Consider the following 16666-nt stretch of genomic DNA (forward strand, 5'->3'; position numbering starts at 1 on the left):
AACCTCGTACCAACCTTCTCCGACAATAGTGTGGGACACCACGCAGAGGTCGCGAGGAGCGAGACGCATGATCTACGGCAAACCCGGATCGGACACCGGCATAGTCAGCTATGCCCCCCGATACGACAACTTCATCGGAGGTGACTGGTCCCCTCCTGTCGAAGGCCGCTATTTCGACAACACCTCACCGGTCGACGGTGAGACCTTCTGCGCGGTAGCCCGTTCCACCGCCGCCGACATCGATATGGCACTCGAGGCGGCCCACCGTGCCACTGAGCGCTGGGCCGCGACCTCGGCCACCGAGCGCTCCGACATCCTGCTCAAGATCGCCGACCGGATCGAGAACAGTCTCGAACCGCTGGCGGTGGCCGAGACCTGGGACAACGGCAAACCGGTGCGCGAGACCCTGGCGGCCGACCTACCCCTTGCCATCGACCACTTCCGCTACTTCGCGGGGGTGCTGCGCGCCCAGGAAGGATCGCTGTCCCAGATCGACGCCGAGACCGTCGCCTATCACTTCCACGAACCGCTCGGGGTGGTCGGGCAGATCATTCCGTGGAACTTCCCGATCCTGATGGCCGCCTGGAAGCTCGCGCCCGCGCTGGCGGCAGGCAACTGTGTGGTCATCAAACCCGCCGAGCAGACTCCGGCCTCGCTGCTACTCGTCGTGGAACTCATCGCCGACCTGCTGCCCGACGGAGTTCTCAACGTGGTCAACGGGTTCGGCGTCGAGGCGGGCAAACCGCTGGCGCAGAGCCCGCGCGTGGCCAAGATCGCGTTCACCGGTGAGACCACCACCGGTCGGCTGATCATGCAGTACGCCAGCGAGAACATCATCCCGGTCACCCTCGAACTCGGCGGCAAGAGCCCCAACATCTTCCTGCCCGATGTGATGGCCGCCGACGACGACTACCTCGACAAGGCCGTCGAGGGGTTGGTCATGTTCGCCCTGAACCAGGGCGAGGTGTGCACGTGCCCGTCGCGGGCGCTGATCCACTCGTCGATCTACGACGAATTCCTCGCCCGCGCCATCGCCCGCACCGAGGCCATCGTGTCCGGTCATCCGCTCGACACCGAGACGATGATCGGCGCGCAGGCCGGCAACGACCAGTACGAGAAGATTCTGTCCTATTTCGACATCGGCAGAGCCGAAGGCGCACGCGTGCTCACTGGAGGGGAAGCACGCAAGGTCGAGGGCCTGCCGGGTGGGTATTACATCGAACCCACCATCTTCGAGGGTGACAATACGATGCGGATCTTCCAGGAGGAGATCTTCGGCCCGGTCGTCGCGGTCACCCGCTTCGATACCGTCGACGAAGCGATCCGCATCGCCAACGACACTCTCTACGGTCTCGGTGCGGGCGTGTGGACCCGCGATCTCAACACCGCCCACCGACTCGGCCGCGCCATCAAGGCGGGCCGGGTGTGGACCAACTGCTACCACGCCTACCCCGCGCACGCCGCGTTCGGCGGCTACAAGAAGTCGGGATTCGGCCGGGAGAACCACGCGATGATGCTCGAGCACTACCAGCAGACCAAGAACCTGCTGGTCAGTTATTCGACGACGAAACTCGGGATGTTCTGATGCAGAATAGGATCCACCGGGTCGAGATCACCGAGCGCGCCCAGACCCTGCTCCGCCGCCTCATCGAGGACAACGGTCCGGTGCTGTTCCGCCAGGCAGGCGAGTCCTGCGACGACGACACCGCACCGGTGTGCCTGTCGACCAAGCAGTTCCAGATCGAGAAGGCCGACATTCTGCTCGGCCGGCTGAGCTGGCACACCGAATTCTGGATCAGCCCGCGACAATTCGAGTGCTGGAAAGATACCCACCTCACCGTCGATGTCGCGCGCGGTGAGGCCGCCGAGGACTCGCTAGAGGCAGGCCACGGCATGCGCTTCGTGTTGCGCGCCAGGCTGCTGACCGAGGCGGAGAACGCGGCGCTGGCGGCCGCACCGCCGCCACGCACCGGCGCCGACCGCACACTGTAGCGGCGCCGTCGAAAACCTGATCTGGCAGCATCTTTCCCGGCGCTGCCAGGTCGCGGCGAGCCCCCGCCGACTGGGCACATCGAGGCTCAGCCGGCGGGGTGAGCTCGCCGTTTTTTCGTCTTGGCCCCATATAGCAAAGGTGTTCCAGCACAGACCAAATCGCGTCTCGCTCACTGAGACACACACGGCAACAGTGCAACGATTCCGTTACGTTATGGCGATGTTCTTAGCGAGACTCGGTGTGCGCACCCGGATTCTGGCGATTGCTCTCATCCCGAGTTTAACTTTGGTGGTCGTCGGCGTCGGTACCGCAGGCTATCTGGTCAACGAGAGCAACAAGGCCAAAGCGTGGGCCACCGAGCTCCAACAAGCCGGCCCCTCGACGCAGGAGATGGTCGAGTCGATCCAGTCCGAGCGCCATCTCACGATGTCGCTGGTCGCGGGCGACACGACCGCGACACTCGCGCTGCCCGCCGCGCGGACGCGGACGGACGCCGCGTTCGCGAAGCTCAATCAGATCGTGCAGCAGATGCAGGCCGTCGACAACGCCGATATCGGCGACAGTCAGGCCGAATTCGCCGCCTCCCAGCAGCATCTCAAAGCCATGCGCGGCGGCGCCGACGCGGGCATGCTGCCTGCCCCAGACGCCTACATGTTCTTCAATCTGGTGGTCGACAAGTTCATCCAGGGCACCAAGGTCGCCGTGCTCGCCGCGCCGGACGCGACCGTGTCCTCCGGTGTGGGTGAGGGTTTGCGCCTGCTCAACATCATCGAGGCGATGTCGCGCGGGAACGCGCTCGGTTCGGCGTTGGTCGCCTCCGACGGTGACTTCGCTGTCGGGGTCGACGAATTCATCCGCCAGAGTGGCTTCTACCGGACCGAACTGGCCAACCTCACCTTCGAGCTCCCCGAGGCCGAGCGCAATGCTGTCGTCGCGCTGACCGCCTCGGCGCAGTGGCAGCAAATGACCCAGATGGACAACGCGATCATCGCGCGTTTCGCCACTCCCGCGGTCACCACGAGCACCGCGAGGGCGGCCACCCCACCCGCGCTGCCGATGCCCGCGGCCGAATGGCAGAGCGCCGCGGCGGGCGTCAACCGGGCGCTGCTCGATATCTACACCGGTCACAACAGGTTCATCCAGACCCTGGCGAAGGATTCCTCGCAGCGCGCCGAGGCGACCGCTGCCGCGGCGGGCGGCGGCGTGATCGCCCTCAGTGTGCTCGCCTTCCTGGTCGCGCTGATCCTCGCCAATCGGATCATTCGCCGGCTGCGCCGCCTGCGTACTGCCACGCTGCAGCTCGCCGACGAAAAGCTGCCTGCCACCATGCGCAGCCTGCGTGATGGTGGCGAGGTCGACGCGAGCGATACCTCGCCGACCCTGGACTTCGGGCACGACGAGATCGGTCAGGTCGCCAAGGCCTTCGAGCACGCCGCCGCGGCGGCGATCGGCGCCGCGGTCGACGAGGCCCGCACGCGCGAAGGTGTCCGCGCGGTGTTCCTCAACATCGCCCACCGCAGCCAGATCGTGGTCCACCGCCAACTCGAGATCCTCGACGAAGCCGAACGCCGCCAAGAGGATCCGGCGCTGCTCGAGACGCTGTTCCGGCTCGACCACCTGGCCACCCGCGAACGCCGCAATGCCGAGAACCTGATCATCCTCGGCGGCGGACGGCCCGGGCGTCAGTGGCGTCAGCCCGTGCCCGTGATGGACGTGGTGCGCAGCGCCATCGGCGAAACGCTCGACTACGCGCGCGTGCGGGTCACCAAGCTGCCCGAGGTCAGCATCGTCGGCACCGTCGTGGCCGACCTCGTGCACCTGCTCGCCGAGCTCGTCGACAACGCCACCGCGTTCTCCCCGCCGCAGTCGCGGGTCGAGGCGGGCGGCAATGTCGTCGGCAAGGGCGTGGTCGTCGAGATCACCGACCAGGGCATGGGTATGAGCCCCGACGACCTGGTGCGCTACAACAACATGCTGGCCGATCCGCCGGACTTCGGTGTCGGCACGCTGTCCTCGGACTCGCGCCTCGGCCTGTTCGTGGTCGCCCGCCTCGCCCTCGCGCACGGCGTGTCGGTACGGCTGAGCGAATCCGACTACGGCGGCATCCGTGCCATCGTGCTGATCCCCCAGCAGCTGCTGGCAGGCGAGCCCGACGTGGCGGGAACACCGCCCGCGACGACCGGCCCGCTGCGCCGCGGTCTGCCCACCGCGCAGGAGTCGGCATCGGTCACCGCGCTCGACGCGGCGCCGGCGCCCGTCGCGACCTTGGTCGCCGATCCTCCGACACCGCGTCCGATGGCACCGGCCCCCGAATTGCCCGCCGCGCCCAACCCGCGCTACGACACCGGCTCCGATGAACGACCCGCACTGCCGCGGCGCAGCAGGCAGACGAACCTGGCGCCCGAACTGGCCGAGCCCGCCGCCGAGCCCCCGAGCGCGCCCGAGCGCCCCCGCTCCGCGGAACAGGCGCGCGACATCATGTCCGCGATCGAGAACGGCACCCGCCAGGGTCGCAAACCACAGACCACATCGAATCAGGACGAACAGGAAGGCTGAGGTGAACTCTTCCCCCGGTGATCTCAACTGGCTACTCGACGATCTCGTCGACCGGCTGGCAGGGGTCCGCTACGCGGTTGTGCTGTCCACCGACGGACTGCTGCTCGGACGCTCCTCGCAGATGAAGCGTGAAGATGCCGAACACTTCGCCGCCATGTCCTCGACCCTCTACGGGCTCGCGCGCAGCGCGGGTAACCGGTTCGACGGTGGCGGCGTGCGCCAAGCGGTGATCGAGCTCGATCGAGCCGTGCTTTTCGTCACCTCGGCAGGCGAGAACGCTTGCCTGGCACTGCAGGCCAACGAGTCGGCAAATCTCGGCATGGTGGCGTACGAAATGAATCTCACTGTGCAGCGGGTCGGCAGCTATCTGTCGACGGAGCCGCGGCACGGGCATGCGCAGCTATAGAAAGTTTCGACAATGACTCGACTCGGCGATCCGTGGTTCGACGACGCGGCAGGACCCCTGGTCCGGCCGTACGCGGTGACCCGCGGCCGCACCATGGGCGCGGCGCACGACCTGGACATGCTCACGGTGGTGGTAGCAGTACACCCAGCCCCCACCCTGCGCAGACCAGAACCCGAGTACACGACGATCGCACGGTTGTGCAAGCGTCCCCAGTCGGTGGCCGAGGTCTCGGCCGTGCTGAAACTGCCTCTGGCGGTGACCAAGATCCTCGTCGGTGATCTCATCGCCGAGGGCCACCTCATCTTCCGGGCTCCGGTAGCGGCCGAGGCCGGTGCCGGTGACCTCAACATATTGCGAGCGGTTCTGGATGGCATCCGAAAACTTTGACCCGATATCCGTAGGCGACCAGCACATGGCCGCCTCGGTCAAGATCCTCATCGCCGGCGGCTTCGGCGTCGGCAAGACCACCATGGTGGCCTCGATCAGCGAGATCGCGCCGCTGCGAACCGAAGAGCTGATCACCGAGGTCAGCACCGGTGTCGACGACCTGTCGGGGGTGGAGCAGAAGCACACGACCACGGTCGCGTTGGACTTCGGGCGCATCACCATCGACCAGGATCTGGTGCTGTACCTGTTCGGCACGCCCGGGCAGGACCGCTTCTGGTTCCTGTGGGACGAGCTGTGCCGTGGCGCCCTCGGTGCGATCGTGCTGGCCGACACCCGGCGGTTGAGCAATTCGTTCGCCGCCGTCGACTTCTTCGAGCGGCGCGGCTTGCCGTTCCTGATCGCGGTGAACTGTTTCGACGGTGCGCCGCGCTACACGGTCGACGAGGTGCGCGACGCGTTGGACCTGGATCCGAACACGCCGGTGATCCTGTGCGACGCGCGCGATCGGCCCTCCGCCAAGGCGGTGCTGACCCACCTGGTCGAGTACCTGATCGATCGCGCCGCACGGACGCCCGTCACCACCTGAGCTCTCAGGCCGAGCCCGGCGCGGCTACTGCCCGCTCCGCGGCTCGGCTGGTCTGCTCCCATGCCGACCAGGTGGCCATCTTCGCGCGCGCCAAATCGAAGGCCAAGTCGTACACCATGTTTCCGAGCAGCAGGCGCAGCGGCGGTTCCTCGGCACCGACGAGCGTGAGCAACGCCTCGGCGGCGAGGGCAGGCTCGCTGTCGACCGAACCCTCGGCCCATTGCGCCTCGAGCTGGGCCCGCAGCGCGGCGTAGTCCTCGATCGGCGTGGTGTTCGCCATCGCCGAATACAGGTCGGTCCAGTAGCCTCCGGGTTGCAGGATACTCACGCGTACACCGAATTCCGCGGCTTCCATGGCCAACGCCTCGCTCATTCCCTCGAGTGCGAATTTGCTCGCGGCGTACATCCCCGACAGGGGGAACCCGGCGAGGCCGCCGATACTGGAGACCTGCACGATGTGGCCGTGGCGCTGGGCGCGCAGATGCGGGAGCACAGCCTGGCTCACCCACAGCGCACCGAAGAAGTTGACCTCCATCTGGGCACGGGCTTCGGCTTCGGTGAACTCCTCGATCATGCCCATCGACAGGGTGCCCGCGTTGTCGACCACGATGTCGAGCCGGCCGAAACGAGTGACAGCGGCGTCGACCGCCTCGTGCACCGCACCGCGATCGGTGACGTCGACAGTCACCGGTAGTACCCGGCCCGGATACGCCTCGGCGAGTTCGTCGAGCGCGAATCCGGTGCGAGCGGCGGCGGCGACCCGGTCCCCCGCCGCCAGCGCGGCCTCGGCGAAGGCGCGGCCGAGACCGCGGCTCGCTCCGGTGATGAACCAGACGCGGGATCCGGTGGTAGCAGCGGCGGTCATGGCGATCCTCCTTGCTTAGACAAGACGTTGCGTCTCGCCTCATGCGTCGAGGGTGCCACCCCCGCAGGGTTTCGTCAAGACGCAACGTCTCGTTTTGGTGATTGCTACCATGACCTCATGAGTCAGCAGATCCACCCCACACCCCGGCCGTCGGCCGACGCGACCCGGCGCAACGAAGGGTCCCGGCGCGCGATCCTGTCCGCCGCCTTCGAGTTGGCCGGCGACATCGGTTACGACAAGCTGACCATCGAGGCGATCGCCGCCCGAGCCGGCGTCGGCAAGCAGACGATCTACCGATGGTGGCCGTCCAAAGGCGCCGTCCTGCTCGACGCCTTCCTGATGCTCAGCGAAGCCGACGACACGGCGCCGGGCCTGCCCGACACCGGAGATCTGGAAGCCGACCTGAAACTCGTCCTGCGCGCCACCGTCGCCGAACTCGCCGACCCCCGCTTCGACCTGCCCCTGCGTGGCCTGACCAGCGCGATCATGCACGACACCGCCCTGGCCGCCACCTACGTAGAACGCCTGCAGGGGCCCGTCGACGAGCTCAAGCGCCGCCGATTGGAAGCCGCCCGAACAGCGGGCCACATCGCCGAAGACACCGACCTCGACGTCGCGATCGCGATGATCTGGGGGCCGCTGATGGAGCGATGGTTGCTCCGCAACGGCACGCTGACCACCGAATTCGCGGATCGCGTCGTCGAGACCGCCCTGCGCGGTTTGCGCGGCTGATCACATCGTCAGCCCCGGGTCGCCGGATCGGGGACCGGGCGCCCGGCTGCGCGGAAGCGGAAATCCGCCCGTAGACGGATTGCCGGGCCCGCCGATCGCGATACCGTGGCGTGAGGGGTTCGGCGAAAGTGGGAAAAGCTGTGGACAGCACGACAATCGCACGACAGTGCACACTGTGCGAAGCGCACTGCGGGATTCTGGTGACGGTCGAGGATGCGCGGGTCACCCGCATCGAAGGCAACCCGGACGACGTGCTGTCGAAGGGCTACATCTGCCCGAAGGCGACAGCTATGGGCGGCCTGCACCACGATCCGGATCGCCTCCGAACACCGATGCACCGCGTCGGCGACACCTTCCAGCCGATCGGCTGGGACGAGGCATTCCGCGAGATCGGGCAGCGCTTGCGCGCGGTGCGGTCCGCGCACGGTCCCAGCGCGATCGGGATGTACATGGGCAACCCGGCGGCGCACAGCTCCTCGGTGATGTACGGAGCGCTGCTGCGGGCCGTGCTGCTGACTCGCAACTTCTTCACCGCGTCCTCGATCGACCAGTTCCCGCAGGAATTCGTCGCGTGGCGGATGTTCGGTTCGAACGTCCTCATGCCGATCACCGATATCGACCGCACCGACCGGCTGGTGGTGCTCGGCGCCAACCCCGCGGTATCCAACGGATCGATCACCACCATGCCCGGGGCGAAGCTGCGCATCAAGGAGGTCCGCACCCGGGGCGGGACAGTGGTCGTGATCGACCCGCGGCGCACCGAAACGGCCCGGCTGGCCGACGAGCACATCGCGGTGCGTCCCGGCGGCGATGTCTATCTGCTGCTCGCAATGCTGCATGTGCTGGTCACCGAACAGTTGTGTGACGAGCGAGCGGTGCGCGCGCTCTGCACCGGGTGGGACGAGCTCGCCGAGCTGGTCGCCGATACCACCCCGGAACGCATGGCGCCCCTGGCCGGCGTCGATGCCGAGACCCTCGCACGGCTGGCCCGTGACCACGCCGCGGCGCCGTCGGCGGTGCTGTACGCGCGGATCGGAGTGTGCCAGCAGGTGACGGGCACGCTCACCCACTGGCTGGTCAACACGATCAACGCCGTCACCGGAAACCTCGATCGCGCGGGCGGTCAGATGTTCGCGAGCCCCGTCGTCGACGCCGCCCGATACGCGAAATACCTGCCGATGGGACACGGCGCGTGGACCGACCGCTCGGGCGCGCACAAGTCGTTCCGCAGTGAACTCCCGGTCGCGGTACTCGCCGAGGAGATCCTCACCGGCGGGCCGGGCCAGATCAAAGCGATGATCACCTACGCGGGCAATCCGGTGCTCTCGACACCGCAGGCGGGCAAGCTCGATGCCGCGCTGGAATCGCTGGACTTCTATGTGGCCGTCGACATGTACATCACCGAGACGACCCGCCACGCCGACATCATCCTGCCGCCCGTCTCGGCGCTGGAACGCGAGGAACTGGGCCTGCTGTTCCCGGTGTTCAGCGTTCGCAACAACGCCCGCTACGACGCCAAGGTCTTCGAACCACCGGCCGACGCGCTGGAGGACTGGCAGATCCTGGCGCGGCTGGTGACCGAACTGGTCCCGCTACCGGTCCGACGATTCACCGGACGGGCGCTCACTGCCGCGTTCGAACAGCTCAGCCCGCTGCGGTTGACGGCAGCGGCCGTCGCCACCGGCCCCTACGGCGTCCTGCGCCGCGGACGAAACGGGCTGACGATCAAGAAGATTCGTGACACGGCGGGCGGTGTCGACCTCGGGCCGTTGCGACCACGACTGCCCGAACTGATCGGCACCAGCGACCGCAAGACGCACCTGGCGCCCCCGGATTTTTTGGCGGCGGTCCGCACGGTCCTCGACGACACGAACGCGGCGCCCGAGCCCGGCTACGACCTCCAGCTCATCGGGCGACGACACCTGCGCAGCAACAACTCCTGGCTGCACAACATCCCCTCGATGGTGAAGGGCCGCGACCGCTGCACCGTGCTCATCCACCCCGACGACGCCGCAGCCCGTGGTCTCGCCGACGGCGATCCGGCGACGATCGAATCGCCGGTCGGTTCGATCGTGGCGCCGGCGGAGATCAGCGCCGACATTCGGCCCGGGGTGGTCGCGATCCCCCACGGATGGGGACATCGCGAACCCGGGGTCGGCTGGACCGTCGCGGCCGCGCTGCCGGGCGTCAATGTCAACCTGCTGCACGACCCGGCCCGCACCGACCCGCTCTCGGGTACGTCGGCGGTCAACAGCACGTGGGTGCGGGTGAGCCCGGTCGCGGCCGAAACCGCCTATGCCACACCACGATCCGAGGCCGACGCCGCGACGCGGTGAACCCGTCAGGAAGTCGGGTCCACCGCGGCGGGTTCAGCGAAAGCGCAGGTTGGCGGTGGCGAGGCCGAAGATCTTGCGACCGCCGGACTTGGCGATGACGGCGATGACGGCGCTGCGAGTGGCCGGGTCGAGCGACTTCACACGGCCGGTGTACTCGATCTGGCCGCCCTCCCTACCGACAAGGGTGTAGTTCGACAGGCGCACGCCGTAGCGGGTGACGGCGCCGGGGTCGCCGGACCAGGTCGAGAGGACGCCCGCGCCCAGACCCATGGTCAGCATGCCGTGGGCGATGATGTCGGGCAGGCCGGCCAGCTCGGCGATCTTCTCGTCCCAGTGAATCGGGTTGCCGTCACCGGAAACGCCCGCGTAGTTGACGAGGTCACCGCGCGAGACGCGGGCGTCGCGGAGCGGGAGCTCGTCGCCTACGGTCAACTCGTCGAACGACATCGTGGTGTTCGGGACGCGCGCGGCACCGTCGACGGACAGGCGCACCTCGCCCTCGGGGCGCAGCGTGGTCTCCACCGCGGCGCCCTTGTCCTGGCTGAACACTTTCACGCCGTGGAGCATGATGTTCTCCACCGCGGCGGTGATCGCGGGATCGACACCGTCGTCACCGGTGATGCCGACGACGGTGGTGTGCATGATGTGCACCGTCTCGCCGGACTCGTCGACGAAGGTATTGGTGACGGTGATCAGGTCCTTGCCCGCGATCGTGCGCACCGAGGACAGCTCCACGTCGACGACGAGGCGGTCACCGGCCACGATCGGCTTGTGCTGTTCGAAGACCTGCTCGGTCTGCACGAACATGTCGTAGCCGACGACCACCGTTTCGAACAGCAGTTTGTTGGCCGCCATAGCCGGGATGGACACGAAGGTCAGCGGCGCGACCAGACCGGGGTAGCCGAGCGCGGCGGCGGCCTCGTCCTCCCAGTGCGCGGGGTGGAAGTCCTGGACGGCGCGAGCGTATTCGCGGATCTTCTCGCGGCCGACCTCGTAGACGCCCTCTACCCGGTAGTAGTGCCCTACCTTCGACGCGACATCAGGGCCATCGACGGGCGGAGCATCGACTACGGAAGTCACTATGTATCACCTTCGTTCGGGGAACGGACACCCGGCAGGCTAGTCGACGCGCAGGCGGACCGGGCATTCCTTGGCACAGTTCACAGTTCTGACGCGCCCGCCGCGGTCAGAAGGAGGGTACGTCGCTGGTGCTGGCATTGCCACCGATCGAGGGCTGCAGCGTGATCGTCCAGGAGGAATCGGCATCGAAGGAGTCGTCGAACTTCTGGAAGTCACGGTCGCGGGTGAAGCCGAGCGCGGCCTGGTCCCAGTCTTTTCCGGTCTTCATGTAGACGTAGTAGGTGCCGTCGATACCGCTGAGCGTGGCCGTGGAATCGCCCTGCACATAGATCGTCGCCTGTGGCCGCTTGGGATCGCCGTTGGTGACCACCACCGCGACATCGCTGCTGTTGCCGTTTTCGATCTCCAGCGTGCCCGAGCCCACCAGCCCGTCCTGCTGGACCACCGCGCCGTTCTCGGCCCGGCGATTCTGCACCGGCGCCGCAGCGGTGGTCGTGGCCTTCGCCGTGCTGCTCGTCGGCGCCGCGTCGACGGACTGCCCCGACTCGCATCCGCCCACCAGAAGGGCCGCGGCGATCGCGGACACGGCATACCACTGACGATTCGACATTGTTCCCACCCCGAGTTCATGGACCGGGCTCCCCGCGCCGGTCTGCTCCGCCAGTATTGCGCGAAGTGTCCGATATGTCATCACGAAAACATCGCGAAACCCTTCCGTAGTTATCTGGAATGAGTCATAATTTGGAATGTGTCCACACAATCGGACTTCGAACAGATGCTGCGCGCAGCCTCCCTGCGCGTCACCGCGCCGCGCCTGGCGGTCCTCACCGCCGTGCACCAGCATCCGCATGCCGATACGGACACCATCCTGAGCCGAGTCAGAACCACCCTCGGGGCGGTGAGCCAGCAAGCCGTCTACGACGTACTGCGGGCACTCACCAACGCCGGACTGCTCCGGCGGATCCAACCGATGGGCACCGTCGCACGCTATGAGACCCGCGTCGGTGACAACCATCATCACCTGGTGTGCCGCTCCTGTGGGGTGATCGTCGATGTCGAGTGCGCTGTCGGCGACGCGCCCTGTCTGACTCCTCTCGATGATCGCGGTTTCGTCGTCGACGAGGCCGAGGTCATCTACTGGGGCCGGTGCCCCGATTGCACGACATCACCATCACCCTGCTGAAAGGATCCACCGTGCCCGAGGAACACCCACCTATCGCGGAAGCCCAAACGGAATACGGTGACAGTGGCTGCCCCGTCATGCACCGTCCGTTCGCCGCCACCGACGCGCGTGGCAGCAACAGCGACTGGTGGCCGAACCAGCTCAATCTCACACTCCTGCAGAAGAATCCGCCCGCCGCCGACCCGATGGGCGCCGACTTCGACTACGCGGCCGAATTCGCCACCCTCGACCTGGCCGCGGTGAAGGCCGATATCGAGCAGGTCATGACGACCTCGCAGCCCTGGTGGCCCGCCGACTTCGGCCACTACGGCCCGTTCTTCATCCGGATGGCCTGGCACTCCGCGGGCACCTACCGTGTCGGCGACGGTCGCGGCGGCGCGGGCGCGGGCCTGCAGCGCTTCGCCCCGCTCAACAGCTGGCCCGACAACGCCAGCCTCGACAAGGCGCGCCGCCTCCTGTGGCCGGTGAAGAAGAAATACGGCCGTAAGCTGTCGTGGGCCGACCTCATCGTCTACACCGGCAATGTGGCGCTCGAATCGATGGGCTTGCCGACCTTCGGGTTCGGTGGCGGCCGCGTCGACGCGTGGGAGCCCGAGGAGGACGTGTTCTGGGGTCCCGAGCGCACCTGGCTGGGCGACGAACGCTACACCGGTGACCGCAACCTCGAGCGGCCGCTCGCCGCGGTCCAGATGGGGCTGATCTACGTCAATCCCGAAGGCCCCAACGGCAATCCGGATCCCCTCGCCGCCGCCGTCGACATCCGCGAGACCTTCGCCCGGATGGCGATGAACGACGAGGAGACCGCCGCGCTCATCGCGGGTGGCCACACCTTCGGCAAGACCCACGGCGCCGGCCCCGCCGACCACGTCGGTCCCGAACCGGAAGCCGCGCCGCTGGAGGAGCAGGGGCTGGGCTGGAAGAGCAGCTTCGGCACCGGCGTCGGGGAGCACGCGATCACCAGCGGCCTGGAAGGCATCTGGAACAGCACGCCCATCACCTGGGACAACAACTTCCTCGAAACCCTCTACGGGTTCGAGTGGGAGCTGAGCAAGAGCCCGGCGGGTGCGCACCAGTGGATCCCCAAGGACGGCGCGGGCGCCGACACCGTGCCCGATCCGTTCATCCCGGGTAAGAAGCGCACACCGGTCATGCTGACCACCGACCTGTCGCTGCGGTTCGACCCCGTCTACGGGCCGATCACCCGGCGCTGGCTGGACAACCCCGCCGAGTTCGCCGACGCGTTCGCCCGCGCCTGGTACAAGCTCACCCACCGCGACATGGGACCGGTCGTCCGCTACCTCGGCCCGCTGGTTCCGTCCGAGGAACTGCTGTGGCAGGACCCGGTTCCCGCCCAGAACGGTCCGGTCATCGATGAGTCCGAGATCGCCTCGCTCAAGGGTCAGATCCAGGCCTCCGGCCTGTCCATCGCCCAGCTGGTGTCGACCACCTGGGCGGCGGCCTCGTCCTTCCGCGGCAGCGACAAGCGCGGCGGCGCCAACGGTGGCCGGATCCGGCTGCAGCCACAGGCGGGCTGGGAGGTCAACCAGCCCGACGAACTCGCCCAGGTGGTGCGGGTCTACGAGGCCATCCAGGACACGTTCAACGCCGGCGGCGGTGCCCAGGTGTCCTTCGCCGACCTGGTCGTCCTCGGCGGCGCGGTCGGTGTCGAACAGGCCGCGCAGGCCGCCGGTTTCCCGGTGACGGTGCCGTTCACGCCGGGCCGCACCGACGCGACCCAGGACCAGACCGACATCGAGTCGTTCGACGCGCTCGAGACCCCGGCCGACGGATTCCGCAACTACGTGGCCAAGGACGCGCAGGTTCCCGCGGAGTTCCTGCTCATCGACAAGGCCAACCTGCTCACGCTCAGCGCGCCGGAGATGACCGTGCTGATCGGTGGGCTGCGGGTGCTCGGCGCGAACTACCAGTCCTCGCCGCTCGGCGTGTTCACCGAGACCCCGGGCGCGCTGACGAACGACTTCTTCGTCAACCTGCTCGACATGGGTACCGAGTGGACACCGTCGGCCACCGACGACGGTGTCTACGAGGGCCGCGATCGCGCCTCCGGCACGGTCACCTGGACCGGCAGTCGGGTCGACCTGGTGTTCGGCTCCAACTCGCAGCTGCGGGCCCTCGCCGAGGCCTACGCCACCGACGACGCGAAGGAGAAGTTCGTGCACGACTTCGTCGCCGCGTGGACCAAGGTGAGCAACCTGGACAGGTTCGACGTCGCCGCCTGATCCGGACGACACAACACCCTGCGGCTCATCGTGAGTCGCAGGGTGTTTCGCTGCCCCCCAACGCCCTGTCCACGGCATATGCGCCGAAGTCGTGACTTACTCTAACGTTGCGGGGTGCTAGGACATTCACATGCGACGAGTGGGGCGCTGGCCTGGGCAGGTACTGCCGCAGCGTTACCGCTCACGGTTGCCGCGTTCCCTCTGTTCGACAGCGAGACAACGAAATTCGGCATCGCCGAGCTCATCATGGGCACGCTGCTCACCGCGGGGGCGGCGCTGCTGCCGGACGCGGATCATCCCAGTGGCACCATCTCCCACGTGCTCGGACCGGTGTCACATCACCTGTGCCGGTTGATCTCCTGGGCCTCGGGCGGGCATCGTCACGGCACGCATTCGCTGCTGTTCGTCGTGGTCGCGGTCGCGGCGACCTGGGCAGGCGAGCACTATCTCGGTAGGCCGTTCACGTTGGGCCTGGTGTTCTTCCTCCTCGCACTGGCCGTGCGTTCGCTGCACCTGTGCCCGCCGGGTAAGAGCTTTCGGACCTACGGGACGGTGATCGTGCTGGCGACGGCGGGGACGTTCGCCGTGGACCACTGGATCGTCGATCGGCCCGCGTGGCTGCCGATCTGCGTGGGCCTTGGGTGCTTGGCACACCTGCTCGGCGACTGCCTGACCGATCGGGGCTGCCGATTGCTGTGGCCGTTTCCGTTGCGCACACGGGTGCCGCTGATCGAACGGACCGGGAACCGGGTGGAGACCTGGGTCCTGTCTCCCCTGTTCGTCCTCGGCGCGATGGGCGCGCTCTGGTACGCGATCATGCACCGGCCGTGATCATCGGGACGGCGGGGGCTCCCGCCGTCCCGAGCTCGGCCGGCGCAGCCGGTTCTCCTTATCCATGATTGACGCATTGTCATGCATTAATGCGCATATCGCTGTAACCAGATGATTATTTGTGATCGATCCCAGCCCCGGACGGCCAGTTGTCGTCGCAGGTCTCGAAGCCGCCCCGATCCCGCCACTTTTCAGTGCACAGTTGTACTCTCAAGTCTGTGACGGAGCAGCTCCCCCAACCTCAGGCCGAAGTACAGGCGCTCACACGGCTCGCCGGTGACGAGTTCGTCGGCGCGGTCGACGGGATCGCGGCGATCCACCGCGCCGTCTCCGACCGCATTTTCGCCGCGGTGCGGTGGGGCATCGGACCTGCCGCGGCTCCGGTGAAGACCGTGCACGACGCCATCACCGACAGCGTGTACGCGGCCGTCACCGGCAGTGGCTTCGTCGTCGGCGAGGTCGCGAGCGCGGTCCACCTGCCCGGCACCACCGCACCATCGCGCACCGTCTGGGGTGCTGGGATACTGGCCGCGATCCAGGGACTGATCGGTGACACCCTGGAAGACCAGACCCCGATCCTCGCCTCCCCCATGACCTTTCGCGTCGACGGCGCACCCGTGCCGCCCGAGGAGTTCGCCGCCCACGTCCCGGTGCCGACCACCCGGCTGGTCGTGCTCCTGCACGGACTCGTGGAGACCGAACACTCCTGGCGCCTCGGTGGCCGACCCACCTATGGCGAGCGACTGGAAGACGAGCTCGGCTACACCCCGGTCTTCGTCCGCTTCAATACCGGCCTGCACATCTCCGAGAACGCCGCCCAGCTCAGCGCCCTGCTGACCCGCCTGGTCGACAGCTGGCCGATGCCGGTGCACGAGATCTGCCTGATCGGACACTCGATGGGCGGCCTGGTCATGCGCAGCGCCTGCCATCAGGCCCAGGAGTCGGGCCACTCGTGGGTGCGATCGGTGCGACAGGTGGTGTGTCTCGGTTCGCCGCACCTCGGTGCGCCGCTCGAGCAGTTCGTGCACTACGCGTCGGCCGCGCTCGATCTACTGCCCGAGACCCGGCCGCTGAGCACCCTGCTGCGCAGGCGCAGCGCGGGCATCCGGGACCTGCGGTACGGCTCGCTGGTCGACGAGGACTGGCGCGACCTCGACGTGAACACGCTGCGCGCACGAGCGGTCAAGGAAGTACCGCTGCTGCCCGGCGTCGATCACTACTTCGTCACCACGACCATCACTCACAGCCCCAAGCACCCACTCGGCGTGATCATCGGCGACGGCATGGTCCTCACCGGTAGCGGGTCGGGGCGCGGGCGGACCAGGCGCCTCGATTTCGACGCCGTCAACGGCCTGCACGTGCCCGGGGCAAACCACTTCAGCCTGCTCAATCACGACGCTGTCTACGATGCGCTGCACGGCTGGTTGACGAGCTCGCCCCGCCGCTCGCGTCCGGTGGATACGCTGTGACC

Annotated in this window: 15 protein-coding genes; 12 read left to right on the forward strand and 3 right to left on the reverse strand. The window is 67.5% G+C overall.

Translation table 11 applies throughout. The features are described 5' to 3' along the window. Positions 1 to 67: 67 nt before the first annotated feature. The 6 genes from ACFWUR_RS02970 to ACFWUR_RS02995 all read left to right on the forward strand — a co-directional run bounded on the left by ACFWUR_RS02970 (position 68) and on the right by ACFWUR_RS02995 (position 5928). Positions 68 to 1585 carry an aldehyde dehydrogenase family protein gene (locus ACFWUR_RS02970; RefSeq protein ID WP_378900981.1) on the forward strand — a complete coding sequence of 506 codons (1518 nt, stop codon included), beginning with the start codon at positions 68 to 70 and terminating at the stop codon, positions 1583 to 1585. Beyond that, positions 1585 to 1992, forward strand: a complete 408-nt coding sequence (locus ACFWUR_RS02975; protein WP_378900984.1) for a DUF779 domain-containing protein — start codon at positions 1585 to 1587, stop codon at positions 1990 to 1992. Before ACFWUR_RS02970 ends, ACFWUR_RS02975 begins: the two co-directional genes overlap by 1 nt. A gap of 220 nt (positions 1993 to 2212) precedes the next feature. Beyond that, positions 2213 to 4549 carry a nitrate- and nitrite sensing domain-containing protein gene (locus tag ACFWUR_RS02980; RefSeq protein ID WP_378900987.1) on the forward strand — a complete coding sequence of 779 codons (2337 nt, stop codon included), beginning with the start codon at positions 2213 to 2215 and terminating at the stop codon, positions 4547 to 4549. A 1-nt stretch (position 4550) separates the two neighbouring features. Beyond that, the gene (locus tag ACFWUR_RS02985; RefSeq protein ID WP_378900990.1) at positions 4551 to 4955 is read left to right on the forward strand and encodes a roadblock/LC7 domain-containing protein; all 405 of its coding nucleotides are present in this window, start codon (positions 4551 to 4553) and stop codon (positions 4953 to 4955) included. A gap of 12 nt (positions 4956 to 4967) precedes the next feature. Continuing rightward, positions 4968 to 5342 (forward strand): DUF742 domain-containing protein, encoded by a 375-nt coding sequence (locus ACFWUR_RS02990; protein ID WP_378900993.1) that lies wholly within the window; start codon positions 4968 to 4970, stop codon positions 5340 to 5342. After that, positions 5323 to 5928, forward strand: coding sequence for an ATP/GTP-binding protein (locus ACFWUR_RS02995; RefSeq protein ID WP_378900996.1), 606 nt, complete (start codon positions 5323 to 5325; stop codon positions 5926 to 5928). The genes ACFWUR_RS02990 and ACFWUR_RS02995 overlap by 20 nt, the downstream gene beginning before the upstream one ends. A 4-nt stretch (positions 5929 to 5932) precedes the next feature. Here ACFWUR_RS02995 and ACFWUR_RS03000 read toward each other — a convergent pair whose 3' ends face one another. Continuing rightward, positions 5933 to 6793 carry an SDR family NAD(P)-dependent oxidoreductase gene (locus ACFWUR_RS03000; protein ID WP_378900999.1) on the reverse strand — a complete coding sequence of 287 codons (861 nt, stop codon included), beginning with the start codon at positions 6791 to 6793 and terminating at the stop codon, positions 5933 to 5935. 117 nt (positions 6794 to 6910) lie between these two features. Here ACFWUR_RS03000 and ACFWUR_RS03005 point away from each other — a divergent pair, with 117 nt between their 5' ends. Beyond that, positions 6911 to 7525, forward strand: coding sequence for a TetR/AcrR family transcriptional regulator (locus ACFWUR_RS03005; protein WP_378901002.1), 615 nt, complete (start codon positions 6911 to 6913; stop codon positions 7523 to 7525). A 140-nt stretch (positions 7526 to 7665) separates the two neighbouring features. After that, positions 7666 to 9861: a molybdopterin oxidoreductase family protein gene (locus tag ACFWUR_RS03010; protein ID WP_378901005.1), complete on the forward strand. Its 2196-nt coding sequence runs from the start codon at positions 7666 to 7668 to the stop codon at positions 9859 to 9861. A gap of 33 nt (positions 9862 to 9894) precedes the next feature. Here ACFWUR_RS03010 and ACFWUR_RS03015 read toward each other — a convergent pair whose 3' ends face one another. Together ACFWUR_RS03015 and ACFWUR_RS03020 are read right to left on the reverse strand one after the other, a co-directional pair. Beyond that, positions 9895 to 10941, reverse strand: coding sequence for a fused (3R)-hydroxyacyl-ACP dehydratase subunits HadA/HadB (locus ACFWUR_RS03015; protein WP_378901008.1), 1047 nt, complete (start codon positions 10939 to 10941; stop codon positions 9895 to 9897). Positions 10942 to 11047: 106 nt separating this feature from the next. Further along, positions 11048 to 11551, reverse strand: a complete 504-nt coding sequence (locus tag ACFWUR_RS03020) for a hypothetical protein (protein WP_378901011.1) — start codon at positions 11549 to 11551, stop codon at positions 11048 to 11050. Between the two features lie 138 nt (positions 11552 to 11689). On the opposite strand from ACFWUR_RS03020, the gene ACFWUR_RS03025 reads away from it, so the two are divergent. The 4 genes from ACFWUR_RS03025 (at position 11690) to ACFWUR_RS03040 (ending at position 16664) form a co-directional block, all read left to right on the forward strand. Further along, entirely contained in the window at positions 11690 to 12124 is a 435-nt protein-coding gene (locus ACFWUR_RS03025) for a Fur family transcriptional regulator (RefSeq protein WP_378901014.1), read from the forward strand. Between the two features lie 11 nt (positions 12125 to 12135). After that, positions 12136 to 14364 (forward strand): catalase/peroxidase HPI, encoded by a 2229-nt coding sequence (gene katG / locus ACFWUR_RS03030; protein WP_378901554.1) that lies wholly within the window; start codon positions 12136 to 12138, stop codon positions 14362 to 14364. A 114-nt stretch (positions 14365 to 14478) separates the two neighbouring features. Continuing rightward, positions 14479 to 15195 carry a metal-dependent hydrolase gene (locus ACFWUR_RS03035; RefSeq protein ID WP_378901017.1) on the forward strand — a complete coding sequence of 239 codons (717 nt, stop codon included), beginning with the start codon at positions 14479 to 14481 and terminating at the stop codon, positions 15193 to 15195. A 218-nt stretch (positions 15196 to 15413) separates the two neighbouring features. Continuing rightward, positions 15414 to 16664, forward strand: a complete 1251-nt coding sequence (locus tag ACFWUR_RS03040) for a lipase family alpha/beta hydrolase (protein WP_378901020.1) — start codon at positions 15414 to 15416, stop codon at positions 16662 to 16664. Positions 16665 to 16666: the final 2 nt, after the last annotated feature.

Origin of the sequence: Nocardia sp. NPDC058633, assembly GCF_042717045.1 — a bacterium.
GTDB lineage: Bacteria > Actinomycetota > Actinomycetes > Mycobacteriales > Mycobacteriaceae > Nocardia.